This window comes from Streptomyces sp. NPDC006711 (assembly GCF_042869775.1).
Taxonomy (GTDB): Bacteria; Actinomycetota; Actinomycetes; order Streptomycetales; family Streptomycetaceae; genus Streptomyces.
In genome coordinates this window covers 87,504-100,352 of the sequence record NZ_JBIAGO010000004.1, presented here as the reverse complement: position 1 = coordinate 100,352, position 12,849 = coordinate 87,504, and the positions used below count along the sequence as shown (strand labels likewise).

The window sequence follows — 12,849 nt, the reverse complement described above, 5'->3', positions numbered from 1 at the left end:
TTGACGCCTCCTGGCATCTTTTGCCGCCGGCCCGCGCACGGGCATGGCGGTTTGTGGCGGCAGCCGGTAGGGATGCGCCCATGACCGACGCCGCCGCACCGCCGCCGCGCCCCGCGTACCCGGGTCTGCCCGCGCCGCCGCCGCTCGGCGCGTGTGCGCTGCCGCCGGGTACGTACGAGGGCAGTGTCGTCCTGGTGACCGGGGGCGGGTCGGGGCTCGGCAGGGCGATGGCCGCCGAGTTCGCGCGGCTCGGCGCCGATCTCATGATCGTGGGCCGCTCGGCCGACCGGCTCAGGGCCGCCGAACGCGAGCTCGCGGCGCTCGGCGGACGCGTGGCGGGCGCGGTCTGCGACATCAGGGAGCCGGAGCGCGTGGCCGAGGTGTTCGACGCGGCGGAGCGCTCGCTCGGCCTCCCCTCGGTCCTGGTGAACAACGCGGCGGCCAACTTCCCTTCTCCTGCCGAGGACTTGACGCCGAATGCCTGGCGGGCGGTCCTCGACATCACGCTGACCGGCACGTGGTTCATGACGCGCGAGTTCGCCCGCCACCACCTCGCGGCCGGCACCCCGGGCTCGGTCATCAACATCGGCGCTTCCTACGCCTGGACCGGCGGCCCGGGTCACGCGCACTCGGCGGCGGCGAAGGCGGGCGTACGCAATCTCGTGGAGACGCTGGCCGTGGAGTGGGGCCCGTACGGCATTCAGGTCAACGGCCTCGTGCCGGGTCTGATGCCCCACCCCGACCTGCCGGAACCGGTCCGCGCCACCCTGGAGCGCGCCGACGAACGGGGCGAACTCCCCTCGCGCCAGCCCGCGTTACGCGTCGGTCAGCCACGTGAGCTCGGCTGGGCGGCCACCTTCCTTGCCTCACCGTACGCCCGTTTCATCAGCGGCCACACCCTGGTGGTGGACGGCGCGAACTGGCAGCGGCGGGCCCTGGTGTCGCCGCCGGTGAGCAGCGTGCGGGAGCAGTTGGGGCGCGGGCCGTTCGGCGCGTAGGCCTCCTGACCCTCACATCCCCTCGAAGGACGGCGGGCGCTTGGCGGCCTTGGCCGCGTACCCCTCACGGGCGTCCCGCGAGGTGAGCGTGAGGGCGGCGGCCAGAGCCGTCCGGTCGAGGGCTTGGGCGAGGCCCGCGTCGGCGAAGGCGTCGATGTCACGCTTGACGGCACGGACGGCGAGGGGCGCACGGCTCGCTATCTCGTCCGCCGTCTCCCGCGCCGTCCGCTCCAACTCGCCGACAGCAACGCCCTGTTGGAGCAGGCCGATCCGTTCGGCGGTGGCGGCGTCGATCCGCCGGCCGGTGAGGGCGAGCAGCTTGGCCCAGCCCGCGCCCGCCTCGCGTGCGATCCGCAGATCCCCTCCGGCGTCCACGGCCACGCCGATGCCGGTCTCCGGGAGCGCGAACACGGCGTCATCGGCGGCGAACCTGATGTCGGCCATCAGCGCCAGTTCGAAACCGAAGCCCAGACAGTAGCCCTGGACGGCGGCGATGACCGGCTGGGGCAGTCCGGCGAACGCCGCGAACCGCTCATGGGCCCAGCGAACGCCTTCGTAGTACTGGTACGCGCGTTCGGCCGGGGAGCGTCCGGTGATGTCACCGCCGGGCTCCTTGACGTCGATGCCCGCGCAGAAGGCACGTCCCTCGGCGCGCAGCAGTACGGCCCTGATGGACTCGTCGAAGCGGACGCGGTCGGCGAGCAGGCCCAGTTGACGGGTCGACTCCCAGCTCCATCCGTTGAGCCGGTCGGGGCGGCACAGGGTGAGCACGGCGAGACCGGAGCCGGTGACGTCGAGCCGGATGCGTTCCTCTCCGTCGGCGACCCGCCGGTCCAGGGTGTCGATCATCACCCCTCCACTTGCCTATGCTGACCACCCGTCAGGTCTGTCGAGACTAAGGGACTCCCCCGTGCGGCGCACCCCTGCGACGGTGACCCCGTCCGGGCCGGGTGAACTTCCGGCCCGGGGTTGGCCGAGCGCTCGCGATCCGTTGGGCGGATGTTCACCGGTTTCCTCCGCCGCCCTCATCACAGGGCGCGAGACTCACTGGCAGGTCCACGTCACAGGTCTCAACCGACGGCTCTGGAAGGGGCGTTCATGACCGAGTTGACACGACGCAGACTCCTGGGATCGGCAGCCGGAGCACTCGGCGGAGCCGCGGCGCTCTCCCTGCTGCCACCCAGCATCCAGAAGGCGGTCGCCGCGGGTGCGCCGCGCCGGGGCTCGCTGCGCGACGTCGAGCACGTCGTCATGCTGATGCAGGAGAACCGCTCCTTCGACCACTACTTCGGGACCCTCTCGGGGGTGCGCGGGTTCAGCGACCCCGACGCCCTGAAGCTTCCCGGCGGGCGGTCGGTGTTCTACCAGCCCGACGCGTTGAACCCCAAGGGCTATCTGCTGCCCTTCCACCTGGACACCCACAGCACGAGCGCCCAGGCCATCCCCTCCACCAGCCACGCCTGGGCCGTGCAGCACCAGGCGTGGAACGGCGGGAAGATGGACCAGTGGCTGCCCGCGCACCGCAAGGCCGACGGCGCCAACGGGCCCTACGTGATGGGCTATTACACGCGCGAGGACATCCCGTTCCAGTTCGCGCTCGCCGAGGCCTTCACCATCTGCGACAACTACTACAGCTCCGTCCTCGGCCCCACCTGGCCCAACCGGCTCTACTGGATGACCGGGAGCATCGACCCGGCCGGCACCGAGGGCGGCCCGGTGATCAGCAACTCCGCGCCCAGCCCCTACCGGTGGACGACGTACGCGGAGCGGTTGCAGGCCGCCGGGATCAGCTGGAAGGTCTACCAGCAGGACGACGACTACGGGTGCAATCTGCTGGAGCAGTTCCAGGCCTTCCGCGAGGCCAAGCCCGGGTCCCCGCTGTACGAGCGCGGGGTACGTCCGCAGCCCGTGGGCACGTTCGAGGACGATGCCCGGGCCGACCGGTTGCCCGCGGTGTCCTGGATCATGCCGACGAGTTACCAGTCCGAGCACCCGGACTATCTGCCGGCGGCCGGCGCGGACTTCGTGGCGCAGAAGATCGAGGCCATCGCCTCCAACCCGAAGGTCTGGGCGAAGACCGCGTTCATCCTCAACTACGACGAGAACGACGGCCTGTTCGACCATGTGGTCCCGCCGACCCCGAAGGCCGGCACCGCGGGCGAGTTCGTCGGCGGGCTGCCCATCGGTGGCGGATTCAGGGTGCCGGCCATCATCATCTCGCCGTGGACGGTGGGCGGCTGGGTGGCGAGCGAGGCGTTCGACCACACGTCGGCGCTGCGCTTCCTCGAGCAGTTCACGGGGGTCAAGGAGCCCAACATCACGGAGTGGCGCCGGAGTACGTTCGGTGACCTGACCTCGGCGTTCCGGTTCAGCACGGGTGCGCCTCAGGCGCCTCGGCTGCCGGACGACACGGCGGAGCAGCTGGCGGAGGCGAAGCGGGAGGTGGCTACGTTGCCGAAGCCGGTGTTGCCGGGGGCGGCGCAGTCCTTTCCCCGGCAGGAGCGGGGGCATCGGCCGCACGTATAGCCATCCGGCGGTGGGGAGGATGGCACGCGGGCGTCCGGCTCCCCGGGGCTCCGCCCCGGACCCCGTCGCGCCTTAAGGGCGCTCGCCCTCAATCGCCGGACGGGCTGGGTATGCCCATGCGGGCCAGCACGAGCCCCGCCAAGGGGCGCGGGGAACTGCGCGCCCAGCCCAGCACGGCCCGCAGCCAGGGTCCCTGGGGCTCCGCCCCAGACCCCGTTCGCGCTGAAGGCGCTCGTCCTCAAACGCCGGACGGGCTGAGGTTGCCGATGCGGGCCAGCACGAGCCCCGCCAAGGGGCGCGGGGAACTGCGCGCCCAGCCCAGCACGGCCCGCAGCCGAGGCCCCCGGGGCTCCGCCCCAAACCCCGGACCGGCTGAGGTGACCAGTGCGGGCCAGCATGACCCCTGTCAGGGGCGCGGGGAACTGCGCGCCCAGCCACGCACGGCCCGCAGCCGAGGCCCCCGGGGCTCCGCCCCAAACCCAGGACCGGCTGAGGTGATCAGTGCGGGCCAGCATGACCCCTGTCAGGGGCGCGGGGAACTGCGCGCCCAGCCACCCACGGCCCGCAGCCGAGGCCCCCGGGGCTCCGCCCCAAACCCCGGACCGGCTGAGGTGACCAGTGCGGGCCAGCATGACCCCCGTCAGGGGCGCGGGGAACTGCGCGACCAGCCACCCACGGTCCGCAGCCGAGGGCCATGGGACTCCGCCCCAAACCCAGGACCGGCTGAGGCGGCCCGTGCGGGTCAGCGCCGAGTGGCCAGGGGCGCGGCCAGTCACGCGCGGTCTCACGGGGTTGCCGTGGGGGACGGGGGCTGGGCTCGTTGGGGGAGGAGGGGCTTGCAGAGCGCGAAGGCCTGGGCCGTCTTCGGGTCCGTGGTGTTCAGGCCCCGAAGACCTCCCCCCGCCCCGCCCGGTGACGCCGACGGCAGAACCACCCCGTGGTCCCCCAGGCAACTGGTGAACGCCTTCATCGCGGTGCTGCCCGCACCCCCGCCCCGCCCCCCATTGAACTGCGGCCGCACACTCGCACAGGCCTGCGCCGCCTGGCGCTGGGCCGGGTCGGCGGACGCACCGCCTCCGAAGCCGCCGAAGCCGCCGCCTCCCCCGCCGGGCCGCCGGGCGGCGCCGCTGGGCCTGCCCGAGCCGTTGGGGTGCCCGCTGCCGCTCGGCCGGGGCGCCATCGTGACGCCGTGCTGCGCAAGGCACTGCCGGTAGGCCTCCATGCCCTTGGCCGCCGATGCGGACGCCGACGCGGAGGGCTTGGCCTGCGACGCGGAGGGGGAGCCCGTCGATGACGAGCAGGCCGCGAGCAGCAGACCGCACGCCGCGAACGTGGCGGTGGAAACGGCGGCCCGCACGACGAGCGAGGTGCGCGCGGGGGCGGGCCGGCGCTTGGTCCAGGTCATGTCCGGTGTCTCCTCGGTGCGTTGGGCGGACGACGGCCCGGCCCCGGTGGGCACGCCGTCGGCGACCCACGACTGAACCGCACCCGGGTGGGTGCCCCCGGTGGAAGAGCTGGGAGTTTCCTGGACGCCCGGTCCCCCGCGCGGCTCATGCACCACGCGGGGTGATCCGGTACATACCCCTTCTGCCGCCCCGCGCCTTTTGCCGGGCCCCGGCGCTCCCAGGGAACTCCCAGAAAGCTCCCAGGGGTTCCAAAGTGCGGGCGGCCAGGATCCGGCGTCATGAAGGTGCTCCCACGACGGCGCAGAGCCGTCCTGATCAACTCGGTGCTCGGTGTGGCCGTCCTCGCGGGCGCCGGCGGCGCCTACGCGGCGGTGACCAGCCATGACGCCGCTCCCGCTCGCGGCGACGCGAAGAGCGTCACGGTCACCAAGGGCACGGTCCTGGCCACCGTGTCCGGCTCGGGGTCCCTCGCCTCGCCCAGCGACGCCGGGGTGAACTTCACCACCGGCGGCAAGCTCACCGAGGTCGACGTCAAACCGGGTGACAAGGTCACCGCGGGCCAGCTCCTCGGCAAGGTGGACGCCACCGCGGCCAGGGAGACCCTCTCTCAGGACGAGGCGTCCCTGACGGCGGCCCGGGCCAACCTCACCAAGGTGCAGGCGGGCCAGCCGAGTTCGGGCGCCGCCTCCGGTTCGGGCAGCGGTTCGTCCGCGCGCGGCACGGCCGGCGCCGCGCCCACCCCCGCCGCCTCCCCCACCGTCGACTCCGCGCAGCTCGCCCAGGCCGAGGCCCAGCTCACGCAGGCCCAGAACGCGGTGGACGCGGCGCAGCGCGCGGTGGACGGGACAAGGCTCACGGCCCCGGTCTCGGGGACCGTGGCCTCGGTGTCGGCGAAGAAGGGCGACACCGTCGCCGGTACCGGCGGCAACGCCGCCGGCGGCAGCGGCGGTTCGGGCGGCGGCTCCAACTCCGGCTCGGCAAGCGCCAGTTCGTCCTCGTCATCGGCCCTGTCCGGTTTCGTGGTGCTCACCAACCCCACGGGGATGCAGGTCACCGCCAACTTCTCCGAGGCCGACGCGCTCAAGCTGAAGCCGGGTCAGGCGGCCACCGTCACCCTCAACGCCGAGTCGGGCACGGTGCTCAACGCCAAGGTCCTGTCGGTGAGTTCGCTGCCCGTCAGCGGCGGCTCCGGCTCCGGCGGGGGCGGCAACAGCGCCTCGGGAAGCGCCGTGCAGTACGCGGCCACCCTCACCATCACCAGCCCCACCACCGATCTGCGCACCGGGCTGAGCGCGAGCATCCAGGTCGTCACCGGCGAAGCCTCCGGCGCCCTGTCGGTACCGACGGCCGCCGTGAGCGGAAGCGGCGCCAACCGCACGGTGACCGTGGTCAAGGCGGACGGCAGCACCGAGCGCACCGCCGTGACGGTGGGCCTTGAGGGCGACACCTCTGACCAGATCCTGAGCGGTCTGAGCGAGGGCGAGAAGGTGCAGCTGGCGAGCGTGTCGGCGACGGGCAACGGCGGGTTCCCGAGCGGCGCCTTCCCCGGCGGCTTCGGCGGCGGTGGCGGGCGCACCCGTGGCGGCGGCGGTGCCGGCGCAGGCGCAGGCGGCGGAGCCGGTGGCGGCTCGCGCGCCGGCGGGGGCGGCGGCGGGGGTGGCCGCGGATGACGCCGCCCCTGTGGCCGCGCCGGAGCGCGGCGCTGCCCGAGCCCGCGCCGGACGACGGACCCTGGGACCCGGCGCCGGTCATCGAGGTGCGCTCGCTGATCAAGACGTACGGTCATGGCGACGCGGCCGTCCACGCGCTCAGCGGGCCGGCCGACCCGGTAAGCGGCCGGGCGCTCGGTCTGGAACTGGTCGTGGAGCAGGGCGACTTCGTGGCCGTGATGGGCAGCTCGGGGTCGGGCAAGTCGACCCTGATGAACATTCTGGGGTGCCTGGACGTGCCGACGTCCGGGCGGTACCTCCTGGACGGCATCCACGTCGGCGGGCTCGACGAGCGCCAGCTCTCGCTGGTGCGCAACCGCAAGATCGGCTTCGTCTTCCAGTCGTTCAACCTGGTGCCGCGTACGCCCGCGCTCGCCCAGGTCGAGCTGCCGCTGGCGTACGCGGGAGTGAAGCCGGCCGAGCGGCGCCGTCGTGCCGAGGCCGCGCTCACCCTGGTCGGGCTCGCCGACCGCATGGACCACCGGCCCAATGAACTCTCCGGCGGTCAGCAGCAGCGGGTGGCCGTCGCCCGGGCCCTGGTCACCTCGCCCGCGATGCTGCTCGCGGACGAACCCACCGGAAACCTCGACAGCCACAGCACCGAGGACGTGCTCGGCGTCGTGGACCGGCTGAACGCGGCGGGGCGCACCGTCGTCCTGATCACCCATGAGGACGAGGTGGCCCGGCACGCCAAGCGGGTGGTCCGCCTCGTCGACGGAAGGATCGTCGAAGACGTGCGACAGGCTCCCGCCGACGGGCCCCCGCCCGCCCTGCGCGAGGGCGGCTTCCTGGTCGGAGGCGGCCGGTGAACCCCTTCGAGACGCTGCGCTTCGCCTTCGGCGGGCTCGCGGCGAACAAGGTGCGCTCCGCCCTGACCATGCTGGGGGTGCTGATCGGCGTGGCCGCGGTCATCGTGCTCCTCGCGGTGGGCAACGGATCCTCGCAGGCCGTGAAGGACTCGATCGAGAAGCTGGGCACCAACGCGCTCACGGTGTCCTCGGGCGGCGGCTTCGGCGGTTCGCGCTCGGCCACCGTGACCAAGCCGCTGACCGTGGACGACGCCAGGGCGCTCGCCGATCCGGCGTCCGCGCCGCACATCGAGTCCGTCGCCCCGGAGACCACCACCTCCCAGACCGCCCTGTACGAGGGCACCTCGCACGCCGTCGGCCAGGTCGTCGGGACCTACCCGGCGTACTTCAAGGCCTCCAACAGCAAGGTGGCCAAGGGCGACTACTTCAGCTCCGACGACGTACTGGGCTCGCGCAAGGTGGCCGTGATCGGCTCGACCACGGCGACCGACGTGTTCGGCACGGCCGACCCGGTCGGCAAGAAGATGACGCTGGGCGGCACCCCGTTCACGGTGGTCGGCGTGCTCGCCACCAAGGGCGGCACCGGGTTCCAGGACCCGGACGACGTGGTGGTGGCGCCGCTGCCGACCGTGCAGAACGCCTTCACGGGCTTCGGTTCGCTCGGCCAGATCCTCGTGGAGGCCACGTCGGCCGACGCGACGACGGCGGCGCAGAACGAGATCACCACCGTCCTGATGGGCCGGCACGGCCTCAAGGACCCCTCGGCGCTGGACTTCCGGGTCAGCAGCCAGGCGTCCCTGCTCAGCACACAGGCGGACACCAACAAGACGTTCACGGTGCTGCTCGGCGCGGTGGCGGCGATCTCGCTGCTGGTCGGCGGGATCGGCATCACCAACATCATGCTGGTGACGGTGACCGAGCGGACCCGCGAGATCGGCATCCGCAAGGCGATCGGCGCGCCGCGCGGCGTCATCCTCGGGCAGTTCCTTGCCGAGTCCACACTGCTTTCGCTGATCGGTGGCGGCCTCGGGGTCGCGGCGGGTCTGATTGGCTCGCACTTCACCATCGCCGGCATCAAGCCGGTGATCATCCCCGAATCCGTCGTCGGTGCCTTCGCGATCGCCGTGGCGATCGGACTGTTCTTCGGCGGCTACCCGGCCAACCGCGCCGCGAGCCTGCGGCCCATCGAAGCGCTGCGTCACGAATGAACCCCATGTACGAGCAGGGAGAGGACATGTTCGGCAACGCCGATACTGTGCAGAGCGCCCGCCCCGAGGCGGCCGGCGGCCCGGAGGACATCCTCGCCGAACCACCGGACACGCGGGACATTTCCGCCGAGCTCAGCGCGCCGCCACGGCCGCGGCTGCCCTGGCTCACGCTGCTCCTGTCGGGCGGCCTGGTGGCGGGCGTCGCCTTCGCGGGCGGCGCCCTGGTGGAGAAGAGCCAGGACCAGGGCTCGTCCGCGACGCAGCGCACACCGGCCGCCTCCGGCCGCGCCGGCGCCACGGGAACCGGCCAGCGCCCCGCCTTCGGCTCCGGGCAGGGCGCAGCGAGCGGCCAGCGCCAGGGCGGCGGCGCGGGGGCGGGCGCGGCGGGCGGTCTGACCATCGGTACGGTGAAGCTCGTCGACGGCAGCACCATCTACGTCACCGACACCCAGGGCAACGTCGTCAAGGTCACCACCGCCGGCAGCACCCAGGTCACCGAGGCCAAGAGCGGCAAGGTGTCCGATCTCCAGCCCGGCCAGACGGTCACCGTACGCGGCAGCCAGAACGCCTCGGGGGACGTCGCCGCGACGACCGTCACCCAGGGCGGGGCGGGCGGTTTCGGCGGCGGCCGGGGCTGACCGCGCCCGGGCCCACACCGCCACGAGGAGGAAACCGATGGCTCTGACGGACGCAGCTGCACCCGAGGCGAGCCTGCTGGTCGTCGACGACGAGCCCAACATCAGGGAACTGCTCTCGGCCTCGCTGCGCTTCGTCGGCTTCCGGGTCGTCTCGGCGGCGACCGGGGCCGACGCCCTGGCCGCCGTCGCCAAGGAGCGTCCCGATCTGGTGGTGCTCGATGTGATGCTGCCCGACATGACCGGGTTCGCGGTGGTGCGCAGGCTGCGTGAGGAGGCCGGTGGCGGGACGGGCCCCGACCACCTACCAGTGCTCTTCCTCACCGCCAAGGACGGCGTCGACGACAAGATCAGCGGTCTGACGGCGGGCGGCGACGACTACGTCACCAAGCCGTTCAGCCTGGAGGAACTGATCGCCCGGATCCGCGCGATCCTGCGCCGCACCGGCGGCCCGAGCGGCGAGGGCCGGCTGGTGGCGGGCGATCTCGAACTCGACCCGGTGGGCCACCAGGTGCTGCGCGCCGGGCGGCCGGTCTCGCTCTCGCCGACCGAGTTCAAGCTGCTCGCCTATCTGATGACCAACGCCGACCGGGTCGTGTCCAAGCCGCAGATCCTCGACCATGTGTGGGCGTACGACTTCGGGGGCGATCTCAGCATCGTCGAGTCCTACATCTCCTATGTGCGCCGCAAGGTCGACTCCGGGGCGGACGGCGCGCCCAAACTCATCCACACCGTGCGCGGCATCGGCTATGTGCTGCGCCGCCCGCAGGCCTGAGGGGCCCGCCCGATGCCGAGGTATCCGCGGGCGTGGCTCAGGCACCTGCCGCGACGTTTCTCCGCGCTGTCCCTGCGCTCCCGGCTCGTGCTGCTCGCCATGGCGCTGGTGGCGCTCGGTCTGACGGTGAGCGACACCGTGGTGCTCAGTTCGGTACGTGCCCAGTTGGTCCAGCGGGTGGACCAGCAGCTGGACCGGTTCGGCGACTCCGTCGCGCACCGGGTCGGCGTCGAGGGCACCCCCACACCCAGGCCCGGCCGTACGGGGGGCGGCCGGGCCTGGCTCCCCAGCCAGTACGTGATCGCCTTCGCCGCCGACGACGGGAAGGTGACCGAGCAGTTCCGTCAGCCCGTCGCGGCGGGCGATCCCCGGCCGCTGTGGCCGTCGATGGACGCGCGGGCACTGCGGGCGCGCATGGGCAGGCCGTTCGAGGTGCCAAGTGATCACGGCGGCGGCAGCTGGCGGGTGCTGATCGTGCCGGTGGACAGCCAAGATCCGGCGCTGCCCGCCGGTGTGGTGGTGGCCGCGCCACTGGAGGAGGTCTCCTCCACGGTCGACCACCTGGCCACCGCCTTCCAGCTCATCGGTGTCGTCGTGGCGCTGCTGCTGGGGGTCGCCGGCTGGTTCGCGGTCCGGGCCGGGCTGCGCCCGCTGCGCCGCATCGAGGCGACCGCGGTGGAGATCGCCGCGGGCCGCCCGCTGTCGCACCGTATGCCGGACGCCTCACCGAGCACCGAGGCCGGCCGGCTCACCAGCGCGCTCAACGGGATGCTCGCGCAGCTCGAATCGGCGTTCGCGGCGCGCGCCGAGTCGGAGGAGCAGATGCGGCGCTTCGTGGCGGACGCCAGCCACGAGCTGCGCACCCCGCTCGCCGGCATCCGGGGCTTCGCCGAGCTGTACCGGATGGGCGCGCTCGCCGACGAGGCCGACGTCAAGCGCACCATGGCCCGGATCGAGAGCGAGGCGGTGCGCCTGGGCGGTCTGGTGGAGGATCTGCTGACCCTGGTCCGCATGGACGCGCAGCGTCCGCTTCAGCTGGCCCCGATGGATCTGCGTACCCTCGCGGTGGACGCCCTGCACGACACCGGGGCCCTCGATCCGGCGCGCGAGGTGACGCTGACCGGGCCCGGTGGCGAAGGGGCGCCGGGTCCCGCCCCCGTACTCGGCGACGAGGCGCGGCTGCGGCAGGTCGTCGCCAACCTCGTCGGCAACGCGGTCGCCCACACGCCGTCGGGCTCTCCCGTACGTATCGGGGTGGGCACCCACGAAGGACACGGCGTCATCGAGGTCGCCGACGCGGGTCCGGGGCTCACCCCCGAGCAGGCGGCCCGGGTCTTCGAGCGGTTCTACCGCGTGGACGCCTCCCGCAGCCGCCAGACCGGTGGCGGCGCGGGGCTCGGCCTCGCCATCGCGTCGGCGCTCGTGCAGGCCCACGGGGGCCGGGTGGAGCTGACGACCGCGCCGGGCCGGGGCGCGGTGTTCCGGGTGCTGCTGCCCGGCGCCGCCTGAGCGGATCCCTCCCACTCCCCCGGACCGGCCCGAGTGCGGCCGGGGCCAAGGGCTCCTAGCGTGGGTCCATGATCCGGTTCGAGCAGGTCAGCAAGGTGTACCCGGACGGCACCCGGGCCGTCGACGACCTGTCCTTCGAGGTCGCAGAGGGCGAACTGGTCACGCTCGTCGGCCCGTCCGGGTGCGGCAAGACGACCACCATGATGATGGTGAACCGGCTCATCGAGCCGACGTCGGGGCGCATCCTGGTCGACGGGGAGGACATCGCCACCCTGGACCCGGTCAAGCTGCGCCGCCGCATCGGTTACGTCATCCAGCAGGTCGGGCTCTTCCCGCACCGTACCGTCCTCGACAACACCGCGACCGTCCCGGCGCTGGTGGGGTGGAAACGGGGCAGGGCCAGGACGCGGGCGGCGGAACTGCTCGATCTCGTCGGGCTCGACCCCGCGACCTACGGGCCGCGCTACCCCGCTCAGCTTTCCGGCGGTCAGCGCCAACGCGTGGGCGTGGCCCGGGCGTTGGCGGCGGATCCGCCGGTGCTGCTGATGGATGAGCCGTTCGGCGCGGTCGACCCCGTCGTGCGCGAGCGTCTGCAAAACGAATTCCTCGGCCTTCAGGCGACGGTGCGCAAGACGGTCCTGCTCGTCACGCACGACATCGAGGAGGCGGTCCGGATGGGCGACCGGATGGCGGTGTACGGCTCAGGACGCATCGAGCAGTTCGACACCCCGGCCTCGGTCCTGGGCGCGCCCGCCACCTCCTACGTGGCTCAATTCGTCGGCGCGGACCGGGGGTTGAAGCGGCTGTCGGTGACGACCGTCGAGCCGGACGATGTGGAGCAGCCGCCGGTCGTACGCCTCGACGAGCCCGCCGGGGCCGCCTCGGCCCGGCTGCGGGCCGAGGGCGCGCGCTGGGCGGTGGTGCTCAACGAGGAAGGCGACCTGCACGGGTGGGTCGGCACGGAGGAGCTTTCGTCGGCCGGACCGGGCGCGGTCGCCAATCTGGCCCGGCGCATGGAGGCGTGGGTGCCGGTCGGCGCCCCGCTCAAGCAGGCGTTCAGCGAGATGTTGCAGTACGACGCGGGCTGGGTCGCGGTACTGGACGGCGCACGCTTCGTCGGCGTCCTGACCCCGGCGAAGCTGCATGAGGCGCTGCGGCGGTCGGTGGACGCGGATGCGCTGGGGGTGGAGCGGACGGAGGTCGACTTCGACTCCGTCGCGGATGCGTGAAGGGGGTGAGGGGGGCTCCAGGGGCTCCGCCCCAAGCCCGGGCGG

At 73.0% G+C, this 12,849-nt stretch carries 11 protein-coding genes; 9 read left to right on the top strand and 2 right to left on the bottom strand.

Annotation, left to right across the window (positions count from 1 at the left end; translation table 11 throughout):
• The first annotated feature begins 80 nt into the window (after positions 1 to 80).
• A complete protein-coding gene (locus ACFYM2_RS10965; protein ID WP_388835224.1) occupies positions 81 to 998 on the top strand; it encodes an SDR family oxidoreductase in 918 nt (305 codons plus the stop codon).
• A 12-nt stretch (positions 999 to 1,010) separates the two neighbouring features.
• Here the strand turns inward: ACFYM2_RS10965 and ACFYM2_RS10960 are convergent, their stop codons facing one another.
• Positions 1,011 to 1,847, bottom strand: a complete 837-nt coding sequence (locus ACFYM2_RS10960) for an enoyl-CoA hydratase/isomerase family protein (RefSeq protein WP_388835221.1) — start codon at positions 1,845 to 1,847, stop codon at positions 1,011 to 1,013.
• A gap of 249 nt (positions 1,848 to 2,096) precedes the next feature.
• On the opposite strand from ACFYM2_RS10960, the gene ACFYM2_RS10955 reads away from it, so the two are divergent.
• Entirely contained in the window at positions 2,097 to 3,524 is a 1,428-nt protein-coding gene (locus tag ACFYM2_RS10955) for an alkaline phosphatase family protein (RefSeq protein ID WP_388835218.1), read from the top strand.
• Between the two features lie 784 nt (positions 3,525 to 4,308).
• Here the strand turns inward: ACFYM2_RS10955 and ACFYM2_RS10950 are convergent.
• Entirely contained in the window at positions 4,309 to 4,929 is a 621-nt protein-coding gene (locus tag ACFYM2_RS10950; protein WP_388835215.1) for a hypothetical protein, read from the bottom strand.
• A gap of 279 nt (positions 4,930 to 5,208) precedes the next feature.
• Between ACFYM2_RS10950 and ACFYM2_RS10945 the strand changes: the two genes are divergently transcribed.
• The 7 genes from ACFYM2_RS10945 (at position 5,209) to ACFYM2_RS10915 (ending at position 12,804) form a co-directional block, all read left to right on the top strand.
• Complete coding sequence (locus ACFYM2_RS10945) at positions 5,209 to 6,600, top strand: efflux RND transporter periplasmic adaptor subunit (RefSeq protein ID WP_388835212.1); 1,392 nt, start codon at positions 5,209 to 5,211, stop codon at positions 6,598 to 6,600.
• Positions 6,597 to 7,448 carry an ABC transporter ATP-binding protein gene (locus ACFYM2_RS10940; RefSeq protein WP_359002471.1) on the top strand — a complete coding sequence of 284 codons (852 nt, stop codon included), beginning with the start codon at positions 6,597 to 6,599 and terminating at the stop codon, positions 7,446 to 7,448. The genes ACFYM2_RS10945 and ACFYM2_RS10940 overlap by 4 nt, the downstream gene beginning before the upstream one ends.
• A complete protein-coding gene (locus ACFYM2_RS10935; RefSeq protein WP_388835209.1) occupies positions 7,445 to 8,656 on the top strand; it encodes an ABC transporter permease in 1,212 nt (403 codons plus the stop codon). Before ACFYM2_RS10940 ends, ACFYM2_RS10935 begins: the two co-directional genes overlap by 4 nt.
• Positions 8,657 to 8,661: 5 nt before the next feature.
• Positions 8,662 to 9,294, top strand: coding sequence for a hypothetical protein (locus ACFYM2_RS10930; protein WP_388835206.1), 633 nt, complete (start codon positions 8,662 to 8,664; stop codon positions 9,292 to 9,294).
• A gap of 37 nt (positions 9,295 to 9,331) precedes the next feature.
• Positions 9,332 to 10,066: a response regulator transcription factor gene (locus ACFYM2_RS10925; protein WP_359002465.1), complete on the top strand. Its 735-nt coding sequence runs from the start codon at positions 9,332 to 9,334 to the stop codon at positions 10,064 to 10,066.
• Between the two features lie 12 nt (positions 10,067 to 10,078).
• On the top strand, positions 10,079 to 11,575 hold the full coding sequence (locus ACFYM2_RS10920; protein ID WP_388835203.1) for a sensor histidine kinase: 1,497 nt from the start codon (positions 10,079 to 10,081) through the stop codon (positions 11,573 to 11,575).
• A gap of 68 nt (positions 11,576 to 11,643) precedes the next feature.
• The gene (locus ACFYM2_RS10915) at positions 11,644 to 12,804 is read left to right on the top strand and encodes a betaine/proline/choline family ABC transporter ATP-binding protein (RefSeq protein ID WP_359002461.1); all 1,161 of its coding nucleotides are present in this window, start codon (positions 11,644 to 11,646) and stop codon (positions 12,802 to 12,804) included.
• The last annotated feature ends 45 nt before the right edge of the window (positions 12,805 to 12,849 follow it).

Excerpts from the sequence above, each read along its gene's own strand:
- ACFYM2_RS10965 (WP_388835224.1), top strand. The coding sequence starts at position 81 with ATGACCGACGCCGCCGCACCGCCGCCGCGCCCCGCGTACCCGGGTCTG.
- ACFYM2_RS10960 (WP_388835221.1), bottom strand. The coding sequence starts at position 1,847 with ATGATCGACACCCTGGACCGGCGGGTCGCCGACGGAGAGGAACGCATC.
- ACFYM2_RS10955 (WP_388835218.1), top strand. The coding sequence starts at position 2,097 with ATGACCGAGTTGACACGACGCAGACTCCTGGGATCGGCAGCCGGAGCA.
- ACFYM2_RS10950 (WP_388835215.1), bottom strand. The coding sequence starts at position 4,929 with ATGACCTGGACCAAGCGCCGGCCCGCCCCCGCGCGCACCTCGCTCGTC.
- ACFYM2_RS10945 (WP_388835212.1), top strand. The coding sequence starts at position 5,209 with ATGAAGGTGCTCCCACGACGGCGCAGAGCCGTCCTGATCAACTCGGTG.
- ACFYM2_RS10940 (WP_359002471.1), top strand. The coding sequence starts at position 6,597 with ATGACGCCGCCCCTGTGGCCGCGCCGGAGCGCGGCGCTGCCCGAGCCC.
- ACFYM2_RS10930 (WP_388835206.1), top strand. The coding sequence starts at position 8,662 with ATGTACGAGCAGGGAGAGGACATGTTCGGCAACGCCGATACTGTGCAG.
- ACFYM2_RS10925 (WP_359002465.1), top strand. The coding sequence starts at position 9,332 with ATGGCTCTGACGGACGCAGCTGCACCCGAGGCGAGCCTGCTGGTCGTC.
- ACFYM2_RS10920 (WP_388835203.1), top strand. The coding sequence starts at position 10,079 with ATGCCGAGGTATCCGCGGGCGTGGCTCAGGCACCTGCCGCGACGTTTC.
- ACFYM2_RS10915 (WP_359002461.1), top strand. The coding sequence starts at position 11,644 with ATGATCCGGTTCGAGCAGGTCAGCAAGGTGTACCCGGACGGCACCCGG.